The organism is Rhizobium sp. H4 (assembly GCF_003013335.1).
In the GTDB taxonomy this organism is placed as follows: Bacteria; Pseudomonadota; Alphaproteobacteria; order Rhizobiales; family Rhizobiaceae; genus Rhizobium; species Rhizobium sophoriradicis.
This window is the reverse complement of sequence record NZ_PSOW01000005.1, coordinates 93,340-113,402: the sequence shown is the minus strand read 5'-3', so window position 1 is coordinate 113,402 and position 20,063 is coordinate 93,340. Positions and strand designations below refer to the sequence as shown.

General features: G+C 61.3%; 19 protein-coding genes. 8 read left to right on the top strand and 11 right to left on the bottom strand.

The window, feature by feature from the left end:
• The first annotated feature begins 88 nt into the window (after positions 1–88).
• The 5 genes from C4N04_RS09390 (at position 89) to C4N04_RS09365 (ending at position 5,757) form a co-directional block, all read left to right on the top strand.
• Entirely contained in the window at positions 89–1,711 is a 1,623-nt protein-coding gene (locus C4N04_RS09390) for an adenylate/guanylate cyclase domain-containing protein (RefSeq protein WP_089152799.1), read from the top strand.
• A 156-nt stretch (positions 1,712–1,867) separates the two neighbouring features.
• On the top strand, positions 1,868–2,080 hold the full coding sequence (gene rpsU / locus C4N04_RS09385) for a 30S ribosomal protein S21 (RefSeq protein WP_003585885.1): 213 nt from the start codon (positions 1,868–1,870) through the stop codon (positions 2,078–2,080).
• 134 nt (positions 2,081–2,214) lie between these two features.
• On the top strand, positions 2,215–3,084 hold the full coding sequence (locus C4N04_RS09380; RefSeq protein WP_039622258.1) for a tetratricopeptide repeat protein: 870 nt from the start codon (positions 2,215–2,217) through the stop codon (positions 3,082–3,084).
• 386 nt (positions 3,085–3,470) lie between these two features.
• Positions 3,471–5,123 (top strand): sensor histidine kinase, encoded by a 1,653-nt coding sequence (locus C4N04_RS09370; RefSeq protein WP_038691326.1) that lies wholly within the window; start codon positions 3,471–3,473, stop codon positions 5,121–5,123.
• A gap of 151 nt (positions 5,124–5,274) precedes the next feature.
• A complete protein-coding gene (locus tag C4N04_RS09365; protein ID WP_009994679.1) occupies positions 5,275–5,757 on the top strand; it encodes a DUF992 domain-containing protein in 483 nt (160 codons plus the stop codon).
• Between the two features lie 100 nt (positions 5,758–5,857).
• On the opposite strand, the gene C4N04_RS09360 is transcribed toward C4N04_RS09365, so the two are convergent.
• The 6 genes from C4N04_RS09360 to C4N04_RS09335 form a co-directional block, all read right to left on the bottom strand.
• Entirely contained in the window at positions 5,858–7,252 is a 1,395-nt protein-coding gene (locus C4N04_RS09360; RefSeq protein WP_096770605.1) for an NAD(P)(+) transhydrogenase (Re/Si-specific) subunit beta, read from the bottom strand.
• 7 nt (positions 7,253–7,259) lie between these two features.
• Complete coding sequence (locus C4N04_RS09355; RefSeq protein ID WP_010053318.1) at positions 7,260–7,658, bottom strand: proton-translocating transhydrogenase family protein; 399 nt, start codon at positions 7,656–7,658, stop codon at positions 7,260–7,262.
• Positions 7,658–8,806, bottom strand: a complete 1,149-nt coding sequence (locus C4N04_RS09350) for a Re/Si-specific NAD(P)(+) transhydrogenase subunit alpha (RefSeq protein ID WP_096763700.1) — start codon at positions 8,804–8,806, stop codon at positions 7,658–7,660. The genes C4N04_RS09355 and C4N04_RS09350 overlap by 1 nt, the downstream gene beginning before the upstream one ends.
• A gap of 206 nt (positions 8,807–9,012) precedes the next feature.
• Positions 9,013–9,237, bottom strand: coding sequence for an aa3-type cytochrome c oxidase subunit IV (locus C4N04_RS09345; protein ID WP_038691333.1), 225 nt, complete (start codon positions 9,235–9,237; stop codon positions 9,013–9,015).
• Between the two features lie 226 nt (positions 9,238–9,463).
• Positions 9,464–10,216 (bottom strand): hypothetical protein, encoded by a 753-nt coding sequence (locus C4N04_RS09340; RefSeq protein ID WP_106795920.1) that lies wholly within the window; start codon positions 10,214–10,216, stop codon positions 9,464–9,466.
• Positions 10,217–10,360: 144 nt separating this feature from the next.
• Positions 10,361–12,664: an EAL domain-containing protein gene (locus C4N04_RS09335; RefSeq protein WP_077990712.1), complete on the bottom strand. Its 2,304-nt coding sequence runs from the start codon at positions 12,662–12,664 to the stop codon at positions 10,361–10,363.
• Positions 12,665–13,051: 387 nt separating this feature from the next.
• Between C4N04_RS09335 and C4N04_RS09330 the strand changes: the two genes are divergently transcribed.
• A complete protein-coding gene (locus C4N04_RS09330) occupies positions 13,052–13,591 on the top strand; it encodes a TRAP transporter small permease subunit (RefSeq protein ID WP_039622271.1) in 540 nt (179 codons plus the stop codon).
• A gap of 18 nt (positions 13,592–13,609) precedes the next feature.
• Complete coding sequence (locus C4N04_RS09325; protein WP_077990713.1) at positions 13,610–15,100, top strand: TRAP transporter large permease subunit; 1,491 nt, start codon at positions 13,610–13,612, stop codon at positions 15,098–15,100.
• Positions 15,101–15,182: 82 nt separating this feature from the next.
• Here C4N04_RS09325 and C4N04_RS09320 read toward each other — a convergent pair whose 3' ends face one another.
• Complete coding sequence (locus C4N04_RS09320; RefSeq protein WP_039622275.1) at positions 15,183–16,289, bottom strand: TRAP transporter substrate-binding protein; 1,107 nt, start codon at positions 16,287–16,289, stop codon at positions 15,183–15,185.
• A gap of 104 nt (positions 16,290–16,393) precedes the next feature.
• Entirely contained in the window at positions 16,394–16,603 is a 210-nt protein-coding gene (locus C4N04_RS09315; protein WP_125461989.1) for a hypothetical protein, read from the bottom strand.
• On the opposite strand from C4N04_RS09315, the gene C4N04_RS09310 reads away from it, so the two are divergent.
• On the top strand, positions 16,581–17,360 hold the full coding sequence (locus C4N04_RS09310) for a gamma-glutamyl-gamma-aminobutyrate hydrolase family protein (RefSeq protein WP_077990718.1): 780 nt from the start codon (positions 16,581–16,583) through the stop codon (positions 17,358–17,360). The two genes, C4N04_RS09315 and C4N04_RS09310, sit on opposite strands and share 23 nt — an antisense overlap.
• 22 nt (positions 17,361–17,382) lie before the next feature.
• Here C4N04_RS09310 and C4N04_RS09305 read toward each other — a convergent pair whose 3' ends face one another.
• From C4N04_RS09305 to C4N04_RS09295, 3 genes are all read right to left on the bottom strand, one after another.
• Entirely contained in the window at positions 17,383–18,339 is a 957-nt protein-coding gene (locus C4N04_RS09305) for a 2-hydroxyacid dehydrogenase (protein WP_096763702.1), read from the bottom strand.
• A gap of 28 nt (positions 18,340–18,367) precedes the next feature.
• Positions 18,368–19,390 carry a LacI family DNA-binding transcriptional regulator gene (locus tag C4N04_RS09300; RefSeq protein ID WP_029532233.1) on the bottom strand — a complete coding sequence of 341 codons (1,023 nt, stop codon included), beginning with the start codon at positions 19,388–19,390 and terminating at the stop codon, positions 18,368–18,370.
• Between the two features lie 122 nt (positions 19,391–19,512).
• A complete protein-coding gene (locus C4N04_RS09295) occupies positions 19,513–20,025 on the bottom strand; it encodes a MarR family transcriptional regulator (RefSeq protein WP_009993768.1) in 513 nt (170 codons plus the stop codon).
• Positions 20,026–20,063 lie beyond the last annotated feature (38 nt).

Sequence of the window (20,063 nt, the reverse complement as noted above, 5' to 3'; positions counted from 1 at the left end):
TGCTTCAACGACATGGCTTCGATCTTGCCCCGGGCGCGGCGAAATGATCTTGTACCGGTCGAAGCGCGAATGCTTTTCAAATAAGAGAGTGGGGGCTCCCGTGATTTCCGAAACCGCCGTGCGCCGCAGCGGCTATTGGCTGATCGTCGTCGTGCTGGCGATGCTTGCAGGACTGCCGCTTGCCGTCTGGCTCGACATCAGCGATCTCTCCGGAAATACCCTCAGACGCCAGGCGCGCGACATGAGCTCGCTGATATCGAGCATCCGCTCCTACTATTCCGCCAATGTCGTAGGACGCGTCCTGGCCGCCCATGCCAGCGGCACAACGGCGGGCACGGTCGTTTCACACAACTACGCCAATATACCAGGCGCCATTCCGCTGCCGGCGACACTCTCGCTGGAACTCGGCGACGTCATCAAGGAGCAGCAGGCCAATATCACCTACCGCTTCGTCTCCGACCTGCCGTTCAAGAGCCGCGCGTCCCACGAGCTCGACGATTTCGAGAGACGAGCGCTTGCCGCGTTGCGCGCCAACCCGCAACAGACGCTGAACGATCTCACGCGTGTCGGACTGACCGATACCCTGCGGTTCATCACGCCCGTTGTCATGGGGCAGGCCTGCGTTGCCTGCCACAACAGCCACCCGGAAAGCCCGAAGACCGATTGGAAGGTGGGCGATGTGCGCGGCATCCAGGAAGTGATCATCCGGCAGCCCTATGCGAGTAACGTCTTCGCCTTCAAATACTTGCTCTGTTATTTTCTGTTTGTCGCCATCATCGGCCTCAGCTTCATTCTGCTGCAGCGGCAGCAGGCGCGCGCGATCCATAACGCCAACCAGGATCTGGAAGCGGCCAACGAATTCCTCGCCAGCGTCTCGCTGAAGATTTCACGCTACCTCTCGCCGCAGATCTACAAGAGCATCTTCAGTGGGCAGAAGGACGTGGTGGTCCATACCGAGCGCAAGCGCCTGACGATCTTCTTCTCCGACATCAAGGATTTCACCGCGACCACCGAGCGGCTACAGCCGGAAGCGCTGACGGAGATGCTCAACGAATATCTCACCGAGATGTCGAACATTGCCTTGGCGCATGGCGGCACGGTGGACAAGTTCATCGGCGACGCCATGCTGGTCTTCTTCGGCGACCCGGAAACGAAGGGGCCGGAGGAGGATGCGAAAGCCTGCCTGCGCATGGCCGTCGACATGCAGCGCCGCCTCGGCGAACTCAAGGACAGATGGCGCAGAAACGGCACCGAAGAGCCTTTCGTCGTGCGCATGGGCATCAACAGCGGCTATTGCAACGTCGGCAATTTCGGCAGCAACGACCGCATGGACTACACGATCATCGGCGCCGAGGCCAATCTGGCAGCCCGGCTGCAATCGATCGCCCAGGGTGGAGAAATCGTCATCAGCTACGAAACCTATGCGCTGGTGAACGAAATCGTCGCCGCTCATCCGCTGCCGCCGATCACGATGAAGGGCATACAGCGTGAGATCGTGCCCTATGCCGTGGACGGGCTGACGCTCGGCACGGACCATAAGAGCCGCGTTCTGAGCGAACACCTCTCCGGCCTCGACCTGCATTTGGATATGAGCCGGGTGGAGCCTGCCGACCGGCTTCGGGTCAGAACGGCGCTCAAGGAGGCGATTGCCGCTCTGGATGAGGCCTTACCTGAGGCGGCGCGATCGAGACAGGATGCCGGTCAGGTGTGATTTTTCCGGCTGCTTCCCATATCCATCTGGACTTCCTCTACTCGATCTGCTATCCCGCATCACCAATCGCAAGGCTGCGGCCGCGCGAACGTTATTTTTTTGCCCCTGGCGCTGCGCCGCCTCAGGCATCAACCAAACCAAAGGAACGTGATTCTCGTGCAGGTACTTGTCCGCGATAACAATGTCGATCAGGCTCTCCGCGCTCTCAAGAAGAAGATGCAGCGCGAAGGCATTTTCCGCGAAATGAAGATGCGCGACTACTACGAGAAGCCGTCGCAGAAGCGTGCTCGCGAAAAGGCCGAAGCTGTTCGCCGCGTTCGCAAGCTGGCCCGCAAGCGCGCCCAGCGCGAAGGCCTGGTCGCACGCTAAGCGTTGCCGTCGTTTTTTCGACGTTTTCAGATGCATTGTGGCGGGGGCGATTGGTTCGCCGCCGCCTTTTTAGTTTGTCGCTGAAGATCGCATATCCCGGTCTCGGATATGCCGCATGGGGAAAGCGAGCCCGAATGGCTGATACCACCTTCAATTTGTCCCGCGCCTGGCGCTTGCAGAAAACCGCATTGCTGCCCGCTGTGGCATTGGCCGCCGTGTTCGGCCTCGCCGGTTGTGAGACGACCAACACCACTGACGCCGTGATCCGCATCGACAAGGCTCAAGGGTCGGAAGAGAATATCGCGTCGCTGACGGCTGTTATCAACGCCAACCCCAGGGATCCCGAGGGCTACAACGTCCGCGGCTCCGCCTATGGCCGCGGCGGTCAGTTCCGCCAGGCGCTGAACGATTTCAACACGGCTTTGCAAATCAATCCGCGCTTCTTCCAGGCCTATGCCAACCGCGCCCTTGTCTATCGCAACATGGGTCAACAGCAGCAGGCGATTGCCGACTACAATGCCGCGCTGCAGATCAATCCAAGCTACGACGTCGCTTATATCGGCCGCGGCAATGTCTATCGCATGGCCGGTCAGGACGATGCGGCCTTCAACGACTTCAGCAAGGCAATCCAGCTCGGCACCACCGACGGGCGCGCCTACCACAATCGTGGGCTGATCTATCAGAAGCGCAATCAGCAGGATAAGGCGATCGACGATTTCTCGAAGGCGATCTCGCTCGCGCCGAATTCGGCCGAGCCCTATAATGGCCGCGGCATTTCCTATTTCGCGCTGAACGACGACGACAACGCCTTTGCCGATTTCAACCATGCAATCGAGCTCAACGGTAACATCGCCGAATCCTGGGCCAACCAGGCGCTTGTCTACGAACGCCGCGGCGATAAGGCGAAGGCTGCCCGCTCCTACCGCCATGCAGTCGGGCTTGATCCGAAATATCAGCCGGCCCGAGATGGACTCGCCCGAGTGGGCGTCGCGCCAGCCGGCTAAGGATGTGCATTGGCGCGGCCGCCGATGACAACGACGCTGTCATGAAGGCGGCCGCATCGCCTTGAAAAGAGAGGCGGAAAAAACATCCGTCATCGTCGATGGCGTGTCATACGATGTTGCAACCGGCTCATGCTCCCCCTAACATGTCGCTGCTTCGATGGCCCGCTGTCGGGCATGGAAAAACGTGTTGAGGGCGTTTTGCGAGAGATGCGAATCTTTGCGTTCCTGACCGCGAGCGAAAACTGTTGCGGGCAGCGCCCGCCTCAGCGCCGCGCATCTGCCGAACGGCGCCAGCGGTACGGCCACGTTCTCTGCCCCGCGATTTTATCCTTCGCTCGAGTGGACCTGATGGATTGTGCGATGGTACAGGCGGCGCGGCACATTTAATGAAGATCGTCGCGCTGTTCTTCCCAAAGGCTTCGATCGGCACTTATCTCGTCGCCATGGCGGTGGCGATCGCGCTGCCGATTTTCGCCTTCGTGGCGCTGCTTCTATTGCAGCTGGAGGATAACCAGCGCTCGACGCTGAAGCGCGAAACGGCGCAGGACGCGCTTGCCCTTTCACGCATCATCGACCGCCAGCTTCAGGACATGGCGACAACGCTGCGGCTGCTGTCGAGCTCGCCGGAGCTTGAAAACGGCGATCTCGCCTCCTTCCACGAGCGCACGGAAACGGCTCTGCGCAACAATACGCTCTACGTCCTCGCCGTCGACCGCAGCGGTCAGCAACTGCTGAACACGCGCCGGCCTTTCGGCACGCCGCTCGAAAAGACGGCAAACATCGCCGCGCTCGATGCCGCCATGAAATCCGGCCGCATCGAGGCTTCGGATGTTTTTCGCGGCAGAACAAGCGGCGAATGGGTCTATAACGTCACCCTCCCGCGGGCGGATGATCCGGTCGCCGCCCTCATCATCACGCAGGATGCCAAGGATCTCGGCAGGCTGGTCACGACCCAGGGCCTTGCCCCCGGCTGGTCGGCAGCCGTCGTCGATCAAAGCGGTCACGTGGTCGTTGCTGCCGGCCCCGCAGCCCCGGAACCCGGCACGCCCTTTGATCCGCGCATCCTGCCGGCGCTGAGCTTCTCCCGCGGCGTCTTCGAAGATGAGGCGATCCTGCCGCACATGCTTCTCGGTTATGCCCAGATCCCCGGCTGGTCATGGAAAACAGTGATCTGGGGGCCGGTCGCGCAGGCTTCGATCCTCAGCACCTGGCGCTTCCTGATCATCGGCGGCGTGGCGCTTGTGCTCGTCGCAGTGCTCGCCGCCTATGCCGTCGCAAGGCAGGTGCGCACCACCATCCGCGATATCGCCGAAATGGCAAAGCGTATGGGCGACGGCCACATTGTCTCGCCGGTCGAGACCAGCGTCATCGAGGCGAACCAAGTGGCGATCGCTCTGTCGAATGCTTCCTTCGACCGCAGCCAGACCGAGGACCGGCTGCGTTTCGTCATGCACGAGCTCGTCCACCGCACGAAAAATCTTCTGACGCTCGCCCAGGCAATGATGCGCCAGCTCGCCAAGCAGGCCGACAGCGTCGAGACCTTCCAGTCCGCTGTCGCCGATCGCCTCGACGGGCTGGTGCGTTCGATCGAGCTCCTGACCAGCGAGCAATGGGGAGGCGTATCGCTTCGGCGGGTCGTCGACATCCATCTGCAGGCCTTCCCGCAATCGCGCGAACAGATCGAAATCACAGGTGAGGATTTCGTCCTGAAGCCGGATGCGGTGCAGAATCTCGGTCTGGCGCTGCATGAGTTGGCCACCAATTCGGTGAAATACGGCGCACTTTCCGTTCCGCAAGGCCGTGTCCGCTTCGAATGGCGAGATGTCAGGGAGGAAGACAAGCCGGATGCCCTGCTCCGCTTCACCTGGGAGGAGCGCGGCGGCCCGCCGGTGGTAGAGCCGTCACGCACGGGCTTCGGCACGACCGTTATCAAAGCCCATGCCGCCGCCGCCTTCCGCGGCACTGTTGAGATCGATTTCCGGCTTGAAGGTCTCTTATGGGTGTTGACGGCGCAACGCGCCACGCTGGAGCGGGCCTGACGCATGTCGCCCGCAAGGGCTGAGCGTTTCCGGGGAAATCAAAGCGCGAGAACGCATCCCATGCATTACGTTTGATGCGGCGGGCTTCAGCCTCCCGGAACAATCGCCACCGGCACCCGTTTCGAACAGGTCGTTCCCAAGGAGAAAGACCATGTTCAAGCAAACCATGATCGCAGCCGTGGCTCTGACGGCCGCGGCCTGGGCAAGCCCGGCAGGCGCCGAAAGCTATGTCACGCTTGGCCGCCTGGTCTGCGGATCGGATGGCGGCCAGGGTCTGATCATCACGTCGCAGAAGAACCTGATCTGCACCTACACGCCGGCATCCGGCGGCGCCAAGGCGGTCTACGCCGGCAAAATCGAGAAATTCGGCCTCGATATCGGCCAGACAGGCAAGAGCGTGATGATCTGGCAGGTGCTTGCGAAAACCGGCACGGATATGCCGCAGTATGCCCTGGCCGGCGAGTACTACGGTGTCGGGGCGGATGCGAGCATCGGTGCAGGCGCCGGCGCCAAGGTGATCGCCGGCGGCACAAACAAAGCCTTCATGCTGCAGCCATTGAACGTCCAGGCTCAGGAAGGACTGAACCTGGCGATCGGGGTCGAGAAGATGACGCTGGTGCCGGGCGAGGTATGACGGAAGACTTGCTTGCGGCAAGGCGACACCGAGCCGGCATGGCACAGACCGGCCGGCATGAATCGAACAGCCGCCCGATGGGCGGCTGCATCTCGCTCGATCAATGCGAAATCGCCTTGTTGATATCCTCGGTCATTTTCTTCGCATCGCCGAGCAGCATCATCGTGCCGTCCTTATAGAACAGCGTATTGTCGATGCCGGCATAACCGGAGCCGAGCGAGCGCTTGACGAAAAGGCAGGTCTTTGCCCGGTCGACGTCGAGGATCGGCATGCCGTAGATCGGCGAGGTCTTGTCGTCGCGCGCGGCCGGATTGGTGACGTCGTTGGCGCCGATGACATAGGCGACATCGGCCTGAGCGAGTTCCGAATTGATGTCCTCGAGCTCGAAGACCTCGTCATAGGGGACATTGGCTTCGGCAAGCAGCACGTTCATATGGCCCGGCATGCGGCCCGCGACCGGATGGATCGCATATTTCACCTCGACGCCGTTCTTCTTAAGATTGTCGGCGAGTTCGCGTAGCGCATGCTGGGCCTGGGCCACCGCCATGCCATAACCCGGCACGATGATCACCTTCGAGGCGTTGGCCATCAGATAGGCTGCATCCTCGGCCGAGCCGAGCTTGACCGTCCGGTCCGACGTATCGGGTCCGGCGGAGGCCGCCTCGCCGCCGAAACCGCCGAGGATGACGGAGACGAAGGAGCGGTTCATGCCCTTGCACATGATGTAGGAAAGGATCGCGCCGGAGGAGCCGACGAGCGCGCCGGTGATGATCAGCGCCAGATTGCCGAGCGTGAAGCCGATTCCGGCCGCGGCCCAGCCTGAATAGGAATTCAGCATCGAAACGACGACGGGCATATCGGCGCCGCCGATCGGCACGATCAAAAGAACGCCGAGCGCCAGCGAGAGCGCCACGACGGCCCAGAAATCAAAATGGCTTTCGGTGGCGGCAAGCCCGATGATGAAGAGAATGATCAACGCCAACAGCGCCGCATTGATCACATGCCGGTAGGGCAGCAGGATCGGTTTGCCGGACATGCGTCCGTCGAGCTTCAGGAAGGCGATGATCGAGCCGGTGAAGGTGAGCGCTCCGATCGCCACGCCGAGCGCCATCTCGATACGCGCCTCGGTGTGGATATGGCCGATCTCGCCGATGCCGAAGGAAGCAGGCGTATAGAGCGCCGAGGCGGCGACCAGGACGGCTGCAAGGCCGACCAGCGAATGGAAGCCGGCGACGAGCTGCGGCATCGAGGTCATGGCGATGGTGCGGGCGACATAGGCGCCGACGCTGCCGCCGATGGCAAGGCCGAGGATGATCAGCACGAAGCCGCCGAAATTAGGCGTCGCCAGCACGAGCGTCGTCAGAATGGCGATCCCCATTCCGACCATGCCGTAGAGATTGCCTTTGCGGCTGGTGGCCGGATGCGACAGGCCGCGCAGCGCCAGGATGAACAGAACGCCGGAAACGAGGTAGAAGAAGGCTGCAATATTGGTCATCGGTCCCTCACCGGTCCTTCTTGCGGTACATCGCAAGCATTCGCTGCGTGACGAGGAAGCCGCCGAAGATATTGACCGAGACGAGCACTAGCGCGACGAAGCCGAAGCCGGTCGCAAGCCCGCTTGTGGAGATGCCGACCGCCAGAAGCGCGCCGACCACAATGACCGAGGAGATCGCATTGGTGACGGCCATCAGCGGCGTATGCAGCGCCGGCGTCACCGACCACACGACATAATAACCGACGAAGATCGACAAGACGAAGATCGCGAATTGAAAGACGAAGGGATCGATCGCCCCACCGGTCGCGGCACTTGCCGCCTCCGGCGCCTGGGCCGCCGCCGTAACGACGGCCGTCACCGCCTGGTCGAGCTGTTCAAGCGCTCTGTCCATTGCTTCACTGGCCATCACATGTCCCCCTTCTTCGCGCCGCCGAAGGCGGGATGAACCACGTCGCCGGCATAGGTCAGCATCGTCGCCTTGACGAGTTCGTCGTCCACATTGACGACCACGCTCCCGGTTTCCTTGTTGACCATGGTCTCGAGGAAGGTGACGAGGTTTTTGGCGTAGAGCGCCGAGGCGCTGGCCGCAACCCGGCCCGGCATGTTGGCGAAACCGATCACGCTCACGCCTTCGACATCGGCGATTTCACCGGCAACGACGCCCTCGATATTGCCGCCGCGCTCGACGGCAAGGTCGACGGCCACCGCTCCCGGCTTCATCGAGGCGAGCATGGCGCGTGAGACGAGACGCGGCGCAGCGCGACCAGGGATCAGCGCCGTGGTGATGACGATATCCTGCTTGGTGATATGTTCGGCCACAAGTGCGGCCTGCTTGCCCTGATAGTCGGCCGACATTTCCTTGGCATAGCCGCCGGCCGTTTCCGCCGCCTTGAACTCCTCGTCCTCGACGGCGATGAACTTGGCGCCGAGCGAGGCGACCTGTTCCTTGGCGGCCGGGCGCACGTCGGTGGCCGAAACCGCCGCGCCGAGACGGCGCGCGGTGGCGATCGCCTGGAGGCCGGCGACGCCGGCACCCATGACGAAGACCTTGGCGGCCGGCACGGTGCCGGCGGCCGTCATCATCATCGGCATGGCGCGGTCATAAACCGCCGCCGCTTCGATGACGGCCTGGTAACCGGCGAGATTGGCTTGGGACGACAGCACGTCCATCGATTGGGCGCGTGTGATGCGGGGCATCAGCTCCATCGCAAAAGCCGAAAGCCCGGCGCTGGCGAGAGCCGCAATCGCCTCGTCATTGCCATAGGGGTCCATGATGGCGATCACAACCGCGCCGCTCTTATAGCCTGCGATTTCCGACGCGCTCGGGCGGCGCACCTTCAGCACCACATCGGCCGAAGCGGCATCGGCCAGACTGCCGATCCTGGCGCCGGCAGCCTCGAACTCTCGGTCCGGAATACGTGACGCCGCCCCGGCACCGGCTTCGACGACCACATCGAAGCCGAAACTCTTCATTTTCTTCACGGTTTCGGCAGAAGCCGCGACCCGCGTCTCCCCGTCCGTGACTTCGCTTGCAACGAAAATAATATTGCCCAACTGCCCCCTCCTCCGGGTCAGCCAGACCGCCGCAGGCGCGCCTGCGCAGGCCAAGCACCTAAGCATGTCGCGCAAAACTGTACGGCGGTTCTGCGATAACGACGTGCGAGAAAATAAAGACCTGAAGCGCGAGGAGCGAATCTGAACGATCGCGACGCGCCTCAGTCACAAAGCTGCGGAAAAGCCCCCTCCTCCCCTTACCGCAATCAGCGGACCAGGAAGATGCCGGCAGCGAGAAGAATGATGAAGACGAAGAGACCGCCGAGAAGGCCGGCGCCGCCGAAGAAACCGGCAGTCATCGCAAGCAGGAGGACAATCAGAAGCATCGAGCCGTACTTCGTGGCCGCGATGAACATGTCGTAGGTTTTTTCATGTTCCCTGTAATCCATCGGCGCGCCGGTCTCGACCGGTCCGGTATGATGTTCGGCCATAAATATCGTCTCCCTGAAATGCCTCTGCGCTGCCTGATTCCCCCGCTTAGACCGAGGGAATTCTTGCTTGCAGGAATTACACAATGACAGGCGAAAGCGCAATGCATGAGAATGCCGCAGCCACGGTTCCAAACCACCCATCTCCCACGAAGGAAAGAGCATGGCGGGACATCGGCTGCGGATCTTGTCATCGCCCCTATGTCGCCCCGCCCGGCGGCAGGAGAAATCAGAGCGGCAGGTCCGTGCCGAGTTCACCCGGCGGCACGAAACGCGCCGTCGGAATAATGGTGAGCGGCGGCAACGTGTCGTTGGGATTGCGCGAGAACATCATGCGCTGCTCGCTGGCGCTGGAGATGAAGAAGGGGTAGCGCGTCAACAGCTTGCGCCCGACCTCGACCACATTCGTCGCCATCAGCGTCATGTCGATCCCGTAATTCTTCGCCAGCCGGCCGGGGACGATCGTGTCGGCATAGAAGACCCGCTTATAGAAAGCTGCATGCGGCGGTCGAACAAACTGAAGCACGCGGTCTGCGCGGAAATAAGCTGCCGCAACGATGGTGGGTCTCAGCGTCAGGTAGGGAACCCAGGGCAGATCCGCGGTGAGTTCCGGGTCAGCCGCGAAACGCGCCGGATCAATCAACGTCAGCCCGGCGTCCAGGAGTTCGTCCATCGCCTCAGGAAAAGCGCCACCGGACTGGCTGAGACGATGCTCGGGTGTCACATAATGAACTCGGATCGTGCTGATCAGCTCACCATAATAGTACAACCCGAAAATATAGGCGTGGCTGTCGAAATCGCTGTCATCAAGCAGCCCTTTCGGAGCGAGCGCCAGGACGTCATGGGCCTTGTAAGCCTTGTAACGCAGGCGTTCCACCTGTTCCATGTCTTCGCTGCTTTCGACGCGGCGATATTCGACATGATCAAAAATATCCAAAATTTTCGTGCTGAAATCATTACGCTTGAACAGTGTCTCTGACATTCTCTCGATCCGCTCGTTAACGGATCATTAATCATACGCTGGTGAAATTTAGGCAAGGAAATCCGATAATTCGGGCCGTAAATAAACTATTAAGGTTAACGGTGCGGCGGATTGTCAGTGGAAGAATTGGCGCTCACAGAGCGCTCAGGCGACCTTATTGCGGCGACGTTGCACAGGGCGGCGGCCGATGCCCTGCTGCAGCAGCGGGATGTTTTGGGAGGGCACCGGCTGCGAGAAAACATAGCCCTGCACCAGATCGGTGCTGCGGTGCTTGTTGAGCAGCGCGAGCTGCTCCTCGGTCTCGACGCCCTCGATGACGATCTTCAGGCCGAGTTCGCGGGCGAGATGGACTGTGCCGCGCAACAGCTTGAGACGGCGGGTATCCTCGACGATGTTGCGCACGAAGGAACGGTCGATCTTGACGATATCGAGCGGCAGCGTGTCGAGATAGCTGAGGCTGGAGAAACCGGTGCCGAAATCGTCGATGGCGATGGTGATGCCGCGGGCCCTCAGTTCCGCCAGGATGGCGCGCACGGCCTGCGGCTCGTCGATCAGGCAGCTTTCGGTGACTTCGAGATGCAGCCGCGCCGCATCGAGACCGGAATGAGCAAGCGCATCGGCGACAACCGAGAGAATATCGGCATCACGCAAGTCACGCGCCGAGAGGTTGACCGAGACGGCGATATGGTCCGGCCAGCTCATGCACTCGCTGCAGGCCTTGAACAGGACGAAACGGGTGATGTCGGAGATAATGCCCATCTCTTCGGCCAGCCGGATGAATACGTCGGGCGGAATCGAGCCCTTCTCCGGATGCACCCAGCGGGCCAGCGCTTCGGCGCATTCGATCCGTGCGCCATCGGCCCGGAACATCGGCTGGAAGACGAGGTGCAGCGCCTGCGCCGAAACCGCTTCGCGCAGGTCAGCCTTCAGCTTCTGCTGCTCGATATAGCGCCCGTCCATCTCGCGCTCGAATCCTGAAATGCCGCCCTTGAGGCGGGACTTGCTTTCGAACAGGGCAAGATCCGCCTTGACGCTCCACTCGTCCATTGCAAAGGCCGAACTTTCGAGGACCGCGTAGCCGGCGCTGAGCGACACGAGGAAGGTCAGCTCGTCGACCTCGTAATGGCCCTGGATCGCAGCGTGCACGCGGCGAATCGAGAGCTCGAGCGATGTGGGCTCCTTCGCATGCGGGAAGAACAGGATGAACTGATCGCCCATCAACCGGCCGAGGATGGCATTGCCGCAAGCCTGCTTGATACGGGCGGCGATGGCGCAAAGCAGATGGTCGCCGGTGACGTGACCACGCATGTCGTTGACATGTTTGAACTCGTCGATATCGAGAACCATGAAGCCGAGCGGTCCTGATTTGCGCGGGTGCCTGGCGAGATATTCCTGGACCAGCTGCCCGAAATATTCGCGGTTCGGCAGACCGGTCAGCGCATCGAAGCGGACCATGTGCATGATCTTCTGCTCCGCCTTCACCCGGCTCGACACGTCTTCGAAGATCAGAACGGCGCCGCCGTCGGCCCTGCGGCTGGCGGAGAATTCGAGCGACAGGTTCTCAGGGAAATGAATGAGCGTACGTGACAGGTTGCCGTCGGCGACCTGGGTGAGCTGGCGCAGGATGAGCTCCGGCTGCGAGGCATCCATAAAGCTGTAACGCGCGCCATAACGCAGCACGGCGCCGAGATCGCGGTCCTTCAGCCGCTCCGGCGCACCGATCTTCAAAAGCTCGCAGGCCTTGCGGTTGACGACCTGAATGCGGTTTTCCATATCCACCATGACCAAGCCGTGCGGCATGTTGTTGAGCGCCGTATCGAAACGGTCGGCGATCATGGTGATTTCCCGACGCGCAATCACGTTCTCGTATAGGAAATCGCGCACGCCATTCGCCATTGCCCGCGTCGTCAGCCAGAAGGGAATAAGGAAGATCGACAGTAGACCGCGGTAGAAATCCAGCGCCAACAGGCTGCAGATTATCATCGGCAGGCAACAGGAGAACGTCTGAAGGTCGACCGCGAGGCGCGAACCGTAGTTGCGGCCGACGACCGAAACCATGGTTGCCATAGTGACGGCAATGCAGGCAAGCTCGGCAAAGGAATCGCGTACGACGAAGATCGCGTAGCCGCTGGCGATGCCGAGCAATGCTGTGGTGCAGGCAGCACCGGCAACCAGAATCCGCTCCCAACGCTCGATTCCGGCGTGCGACAGCCTCTCCTTGTCGACGCGGTCAAACTGCCGGAAGATGGCCATGCGCACGTTGAAGACCAGAAGGAAGGCGGCTGAGAGGAGAATGTAGACGGAAGACTGTGTCTTGGCGGCGACGGCAAGGCATGTCGCCACATGGACGATTACGCCAGCAAGAAGCGTCATGCGGTTCCCGGAAAGGGAACTCACAAACGACAGATACACATCTAAAGGGACCCTGTTCGGGCTATCTGGCTTCATCCACACTTTCCCTGTGCGCGGGAATTCTAGTGGCAACCCTTTAAAAATTGATTTCAATCGAATCAAACATTTGGGCAAATTTTCTAAAACCCCAGGATGAGCATCACAGCCACGGGGTGATATTGCAGCCTTATCGCGAGTTCTTTGAAAAAATCATCCACGCCTAGGTTGTCAGAAAATGTGCCGATCATGCGGACCGGCCATCTTGATGCCGAAAATCGGAATCGTTTTCGGAAGAGCCCGCGCGCGCGAGGACGAGGGCAGGCGCTGTACGACTATGCGCCTATGCACGGCATTTATCCTTCCAATTTCAAAGGCCGTAGTCTACACCGACTTCAAAGAGGGAAAGCTGCCGAAATAACGGCAGGACAAGAATAAGGGAAACGAATGTCGGGACTTCTGGCGGCAAGCCGGCTGATCGATTCGCTCAGCCGGATCATGGGCAAACTTTCCGAATATATGGTGCTGTTCTGTTGTCTGATCAGCGCCGGAAATGCCATCGTACGTTATGCCTTCAACTACAGTTCGAACGGCTGGCTGGAAATCCAGTGGTATCTCTTCGCCTTCGTCGTCATGCTCGGCGCCTCGCATGCGCTGCGCAACAATGAGCATGTCCGCGTCGACCTGATCTACGGCGCCGTGTCAGACAAGGCGAAGATCTGGATCGACATCGTCGGCCTCATCCTGTTCCTCATCCCCGTCTGCATCTTCCTCACCTGGCTCTGCTGGCCATTCTTCGCGCTGTCTTACACGCAGGGGGAAATATCGGGCAACGCCGGCGGACTGATCCGCTGGCCCGTCAAGCTGATCCTGGTCGCAGGCTTCGCACTGCTGTCCCTTCAGGGCGTTTCCGAGCTGATCAAGCGGATCGCCGCCCTCACCGGCCAGATCAGCATCGACACGAAATACGAAAAGCCGCTGCAATAGCGCCCGGGAGGAACGGATTTGTTTGATTTCGGCATTATTCCGCCGGCCATGTTCCTGGGCATGGTCATCTTCATGCTCTACGGCTTTCCGGTCGCCTTTTCGCTCGCCGCCGTCGGCCTGTTCTTCGGCATCATCGGCATCGCCACTGGCCATTTCAGCGAAGCCTTTCTGCAAGCGCTGCCGCTGCGCTTTTTCGGCATCGTCTCCAACGACCTGCTGCTCGCCATTCCCTTCTTCACCTTCATGGGCGCGGTGCTGGAACGCTGCGGCCTTGCCGAGGATCTGCTCGAAGGCACCGGCAAGCTCTTTGGCGGCATTCCCGGCGGTCTGGCCTATGCCGTCATCCTGGTCGGCGCCGTGCTCGGCGCCATCACTGGCACGGTGGCCGCCTCCGTCATCACCATGGGCGTGATCTCGCTGCCGATCATGCTGCGCTACGGCTACAGCCCGCGCCTTGCCACCGGCGTCATCGCCGCCTCCGGCACCATCACCCAGGTGATCCCGCCCTCGCTCGTGCTCGTCGTCCTCGCCGACCAGCTCGGCAGATCGGTCGGCGACATGTATCTCGGCGCGATCGGCCCCTCGATCCTGCAGGTGTCGATCTTCGTGCTCTTCATCCTGGTGATGTCGATCATCAGGCCAAAATCGATGCCGCCGCTGCCGAAGGAGGTGCGCGGCGACTTCAACTGGGCGCTGCTGGCAAAAGTACTGATGGGCATGGTGCCCTCGATCGTGCTGATCTTCCTGGTGCTCGGCACGATCTTCATGGGCCTTGCGACGCCGACGGAAGCCGGCGCGCTCGGAGTCGTCGGCGCCATGGCGCTCGCCGCGATGAATCGACGTCTCACCTGGCCGCTGATCCGCGAAGCGATGACGTCGACCACCCACATCACCTCGATGGTAGTGATGATCCTGATCGGCTCCACCTGTTTCAGCCTGGTCTTCCAGGGCATGGACGGTTCGCGCTGGATCGAGCACATGTTGTCGGGCATCCCGGGCGGTCCGGTCGGCTTCCTGATCTTCGTCAACATCTTCATCTTCGTGCTGGCCTTCTTCCTCGATTTCTTCGAAATCGCCTTCATCGTCATCCCGATGCTTGCCCCCGTCGCCTCCAGTCTCGGCATCGACCTGATCTGGTTCGGCGTGCTGATCTGCGTCAACATGCAGACAAGCTTCATGCATCCGCCCTTCGGCTTCGCGCTCTTCTACCTGCGCTCGATCGCCGGCAAGGAGGTCAAGACCTCGGATATCTACATGGGCGCGCTGCCCTGGGTCGGCATGCAGCTGATCCTGGTGGCGATCGTGATCTTCTGGCCGCAATCGGTCACCTACTGGCTGGACCATGGCCCGAAGGTCGACCCGAACTCGATCAAGATCGAAGTGCCTGGCTTCGGCGGCCAGCTCGGCCTGCCGCCGGTGGGCGGCGGCGGCAATGGCGCACCACAGATCCCAGGCCTGAACCTGCCGCCGCTCGGCTTGCCGGGAGCCCCGCCGCCACCTGCGAAATAACCCCAAATAGCAGGGCCAAAACAAAACCCCGGACCAAGCGATCCGGGGTTTTCGTATGCGTTTGATGCGCGGATGGGAGCGCTCAGAGCTTGCCGGCCCGCTGCTGGATCATCATGAACGTATCGAAGGTGTATTCCGAAAGCTGCATCCACAGATAGGCGTCGCGCTTGAAGGCGGTCTGATCGTCGTAGATCTTCTTGAAATACTGGTTGTTGGCCGAGATTTCGCCGTAAATGCCCATAGCCGCCTGGAAGCAGGCTTCCATGATTTCCTGGCTAAACGGACGCAGCGTTGCGCCTTCGGCCACGAGCTGCTTCAGCGCCGTCGGGTTCTTCGTGTCGTATTTCGCCAGCATGTTGGTGTTGGCGAAGGCGCAGGCGTCGGTGAGCGCTGCCTGGTAGTGCTTCGGCAGGTTGCTCCATTTGTCGAGGTTGAAGAACGCATGCACCGTCGGGCCGCCTTCCCACCAGCCCGGATAATAGTAATATTTCGCCACCTTGTGGAAGCCGAGCTTCAGATCGTCATAGGGACCGACGAATTCCGCCGCATCGATCGTGCCCTTTTCGAGCGCCGGATAGATGTCGCCGCCGGCGATCTGCTGCGGGATGACGCCGACCTTCTCCATGACGCGGCCGGCAAGGCCGGCGATGCGCATCTTGACGCCCTTGAGGTCGTCGAGCGTGTTGATTTCCTTGCGGAACCAGCCGCCCATCTGGGCACCGGTATTGCCGGCCGGCAAAGCATACATGCCCTGCGTGGCATAAAACTCGTTCATCAGCTTGTTGCCGTTGCCGTCATTAAACCAGGCATTGGTCAGGCGGCTGTTGAGCCCGAACGGAATGGCCGTTCCGATGGCGTAGGTCGGATCCTTTCCGACGAAATAATAGGAGGTGGTGTGGGCTGCCTCGACCGTACCGGCAGCCACCGCATCGACGGCCTGAAGTCCCGGCACGACTTCACCGGCCGCGAAAGGCTGGATGGTGAAATTGCCGTCCGTTGCGGCGGCGACATGCTTGGCGATGTCTTCGGCACCGCCATAGATCGTGTCCAAGCTCTTCGGAAACGACGACGTCATGCGCCACGCGATCTTCGGATTCTCCTGCGCGATCGCAGGCGCTGCCAATGCCGTTGCGGCAACCGCGCCGGCCCCGGCGGTTCCCGCCTTCTTGAAAAACGAACGACGATCCATCAAAAACCTCCCGTATAGATGGCACTGCGCGGCCAATCTTCACCCCTACCCGCAGCGAGGGCAGAGCTAAGCATGGCGAGGGCCGCGATTCAAGCTTTAGTCTATTAGCCTTTGGCATCAAGTCGGCAATAAGGCAACAGGCAGGCACCCATCAAAATCAGCAGCTTAGCCGCGAGACCAGACGCCACGGCAAGGCGCTGGCGGAAATCGGCCGCCAGTTGCAGCCAAACGTTGACTTCGCGGCCATTCTGGCGGCAAAAACGACAAGCAGAAGATTTCACCGGGGCGAACATGACGAAACCGATCGTTGCCATTCCTGCCGATATTCGCAGCTTCGACGGCGCGACCTGGCACGCCGTGCAGCATCAATATCTCAGTGCCGCATTGAATGCAGCCGGCGTCATGGCCTTTGTCATCCCGGCTTTCGAAGCGGGCTACGACACCGACGCAATCCTCGACCGCGTCGATGGTCTGCTGGTATCGGGCTCGGCCAGCAATGTGCATCCTTCGCTTTACGGCGCCGAGGCGAACGACAGGGACGGCCCCTTCGATCCCGCCCGCGACGCCACAAGCCTGCCGCTCATCCGCCGCGCCATCGACCGCGCCATCCCGCTGCTCGCCATCTGCCGCGGCATTCAGGAGCTGAACGTCGCTCTCGGCGGCTCGCTGGCAAGCGAGATCCACGAACAGCCCGGCATCTGGGACCACCGCCGGCCGGAAGGCGTCGACCGTGACGGCATGTACGCCATCCGCCAGACCGTCCACGTCAAGGAAGGTTCCTGCATTGCCGGCATCCTCGGCCCCGGTGATATCCGCGTCAACTCGCTGCACCGCCAGGCGATCGCCAGGACTGCGCCGCGCTTGCAGGTGGAAGCCACCGCCGAAGACGGCACTGTGGAGGCCGTTTCCGTCATCGATGCCAAAGCCTTCGCCGTCGGCGTGCAATGGCATCCGGAATATTGGGCCGAAACCGACAAGATGTCGAACCGGCTGTTTGCCGCCTTCGGCGACGCCGTCCGCAGTTATGCCACCGCGAAATTGCCAGCGACCGCGGCACAGGCAATCGCCTGAAGAGGCAGCAAGCTGCGTGTCCTCAGGCCTTTTGCGGCGTCTCCGGCACCGGCGTCAGCGCCGATCCCTTCTCGAACCAGGCGATCAGATTGTCGGCGACGAGATCGGCCATTGCGTTGCGCGTCGGCACCGAGGCCGAGGCGACATGGGGCAGCAGCACGGCATTGGCCGGTTCCAGCAGCGTGGCCGGCACGGTCGGCTCTTGATAGAAGACGTCGAGACCGGCCGCACCGAGCGCGCCTGATGCAAGGGCGGCACTCAGCGCCTCTTCATCAACCGTCCAGCCGCGGCCGACATTGACGAGAATACCGTTTGGACCGAGAGAAGCCAGAATATCGGCATCGATCGTCTTATGCGTCTGCGGCGTCTTCGGAACGATGGCGATCAATGTGTCCACCGCCTCGGCCAACCCGCTCAATGAAGAGTAATAATCATAGGGCGCATCGGCATGACGCGAGCGTGTGTGATAGCTGATCTTTACCTTGAAGGGCTCCAGCCGCTTGGCGATTTCAAGGCCTATGCGGCCGAGGCCGTAAAGGCCGACATGGCGGCCTTTGAGCGAGAAACGCGACAGCGGATAGGCCGTGCCCCGCTTCCAGTTGCCCGCGCGCAGCCACGCTTCGGCCCGCGGCAATTCGCGGATCGTATTCAAAAGCAGGCCGATCGCCGTATCGGCCACCTCGTCGTTCAGGACATCGGGCGTATTGGTGACGACGATACCCTTTTCGGCTGCACGCTTTACGTCCATACCGTCATAACCGACGCCGAAACTGGCGATCACCTCGACACCGGGCAGCTGATCCATCCAGGCGCCGGGAAAGGCGCCGGAGACGGCGACGCCGCGGATGCGGGCGGCAGTCTCGTCGTCGAGCCCCAGCTTTTCCTCTCGGGTGACGGTGATGATCTCAAAACGATCCTTCAGTCTTTCGAGAACACGCTCGTGTATCTTCCCAGGAACGAGAATGGCGATGCGAGACATGGCTTTTCCTCTTGGATGGGCTTTTGGTTCAGGCGCGGGGCCGATGGGGACTGGTCGACTGGCGAATGCGCATCTCCGGCTTGATTAGATGCATGCCGTCAGGTTCGTGGCTGCCGGCAAGACGATCGAGAAGCGCGCGCGCCGCCAGGCGGCCGACTTCGGTCTGACCGTTCCAGACGGTTGTCAGTGCCGGCGTGGCGATCGAGGCTTCCTCGAGGTCGTCATAACCGGTGACGGAAATGTCGCGCCCCGGCACCAGCCCGGCGCGCGCAATGCCGTTCATCAGGCCGATGGCAACGAGATCGTTCCAGCAGACGGCCGCCGTCGGCTGCTGCGGCAGCGAGAGGAAATGCACCGCGGCCTCGAAACCGCCCTGCTTCGAGCGAGGGCCGGGAATGCGCAGGTTCGGATCGACTTCGATGCCGGCCTTGCGCAGCGCATTGACATAACCCTGGTAGCGGTCGCGCCCGGTGGACGTCTGGTCCGTGCCGCCGATCATCGCGATCGAGCGGTGACCGAGGCCGATCAGGTGGTTGGTGGCGAGCGAAATGCCGTAGCTGTCGTCGCCGCGATAGGTCGGCAGCTCCAGACCGTCCATCGAGCGGGCGACCAGGATTGCCGGCATGCCGTTTTCCTCCGCCAGCTGCAGATCTTCCGGCGGCGTGCCGATCGCCGGCGACATGATGACGCCGTCGCCGCCGAGCTGCAGCAGCGTCTCGATGAAGGTGCGCTGCTTTTCGACGTTGTCGTAGTGGTTGGACAGGATGAAGGTGTGACGGCTGCGATCGAGCTCGCTTTCGATCGCCTTCAGGATCTCGCCGTAGAACGGGTTCATGATGTCGTGCACGACGACGCCGATAATGCCGGAGCGCGAGGTGCGCAGGCTGGCGGCACGGCGGTTGTAGATATAGCCGAGCGCGCGCGCCTGTTCCTTGATCTTCTCCCGCGTGTTGCCGGCGACGAGCGGACTGTCGCGCAGGGCAAGCGATACGGTCGCCGTTGAGATGCCGAGCGTTTCGGCGATTGTCGAAAGCTTGATCTTCTGGACCACGTGTCCTCCTCCCCTAGGCAGCACGCAAGACAGCAGACCGCGTCGGAAAACTGGTGCGGCCCCTTAAAATGTTTAATTAAAAGATTTAACAGGTGGAGGCAATTCGTCTTTTTTGCGAAATTTCACTCTTCGTCCGGTTCCTCCAGAGGAAGCGCTTCGGCCTGCAGATTGGCGTCGATCGCCTTCAGCAGACGCACGAGATTGCGGATTTCCTTGTCTGAAAACTCCAGTGTCGCCAGTCTGTCGCAGGCGGACGCCGCCATCTCGATCGCCTGCACGCTGTCGCGGCCGAGCGGAGTGAGATAGACCTTGGTCAGGCGCGCATCCTCGGCGTCGGGCTTGCGCTCGAGAAAGCCCTGCGCTTCCATGCGGCCGATCGTGCGCGTCATCGTCGGCGCCTTGACGCCGAGCTTCTGGGCAAGAGCGCCCGCCGTCATGCCGTCACTCTCGGCGAGCGAGAGAATGACGCCGTCCTGGCCGGCATAAAGGCCGCTTTCGAACAGGTTGCGCGAGAGCACCGTACGCATGGAACGAGCCGCCTGGGTCAGCGCCGGCGAGAGATCGACGAGCGTATACTCCGTCTGGTCCTTCTTCTTGGACTTGCTCTTCTTGCCGTCCTTACGCTTCTTTCCCATAGCCATCCCTTTGATCTTTAAGCACCGACGCCGCTGCG

What these genes read in the sequence shown, in the direction of transcription:
- C4N04_RS09365 (WP_009994679.1), top strand. Translation starts at nt 5,275, where the DNA reads ATGTTCAAGCAAACCATGATCGCAGCCGTGGCTCTGACGGCCGCGGCC.
- C4N04_RS09305 (WP_096763702.1), bottom strand. Translation starts at nt 18,339, where the DNA reads ATGTCTCGCATCGCCATTCTCGTTCCTGGGAAGATACACGAGCGTGTT.
- C4N04_RS09315 (WP_125461989.1), bottom strand. Translation starts at nt 16,603, where the DNA reads ATGGCAACGATCGGTTTCGTCATGTTCGCCCCGGTGAAATCTTCTGCT.
- C4N04_RS09380 (WP_039622258.1), top strand. Translation starts at nt 2,215, where the DNA reads ATGGCTGATACCACCTTCAATTTGTCCCGCGCCTGGCGCTTGCAGAAA.
- C4N04_RS09310 (WP_077990718.1), top strand. Translation starts at nt 16,581, where the DNA reads ATGACGAAACCGATCGTTGCCATTCCTGCCGATATTCGCAGCTTCGAC.
- C4N04_RS09360 (WP_096770605.1), bottom strand. Translation starts at nt 7,252, where the DNA reads ATGACCAATATTGCAGCCTTCTTCTACCTCGTTTCCGGCGTTCTGTTC.
- C4N04_RS09295 (WP_009993768.1), bottom strand. Translation starts at nt 20,025, where the DNA reads ATGGGAAAGAAGCGTAAGGACGGCAAGAAGAGCAAGTCCAAGAAGAAG.
- C4N04_RS09340 (WP_106795920.1), bottom strand. Translation starts at nt 10,216, where the DNA reads ATGTCAGAGACACTGTTCAAGCGTAATGATTTCAGCACGAAAATTTTG.
- C4N04_RS09355 (WP_010053318.1), bottom strand. Translation starts at nt 7,658, where the DNA reads ATGGCCAGTGAAGCAATGGACAGAGCGCTTGAACAGCTCGACCAGGCG.
- C4N04_RS09370 (WP_038691326.1), top strand. Translation starts at nt 3,471, where the DNA reads ATGAAGATCGTCGCGCTGTTCTTCCCAAAGGCTTCGATCGGCACTTAT.
- C4N04_RS09345 (WP_038691333.1), bottom strand. Translation starts at nt 9,237, where the DNA reads ATGGCCGAACATCATACCGGACCGGTCGAGACCGGCGCGCCGATGGAT.
- C4N04_RS09335 (WP_077990712.1), bottom strand. Translation starts at nt 12,664, where the DNA reads ATGAAGCCAGATAGCCCGAACAGGGTCCCTTTAGATGTGTATCTGTCG.
- C4N04_RS09330 (WP_039622271.1), top strand. Translation starts at nt 13,052, where the DNA reads ATGTCGGGACTTCTGGCGGCAAGCCGGCTGATCGATTCGCTCAGCCGG.
- C4N04_RS09320 (WP_039622275.1), bottom strand. Translation starts at nt 16,289, where the DNA reads ATGGATCGTCGTTCGTTTTTCAAGAAGGCGGGAACCGCCGGGGCCGGC.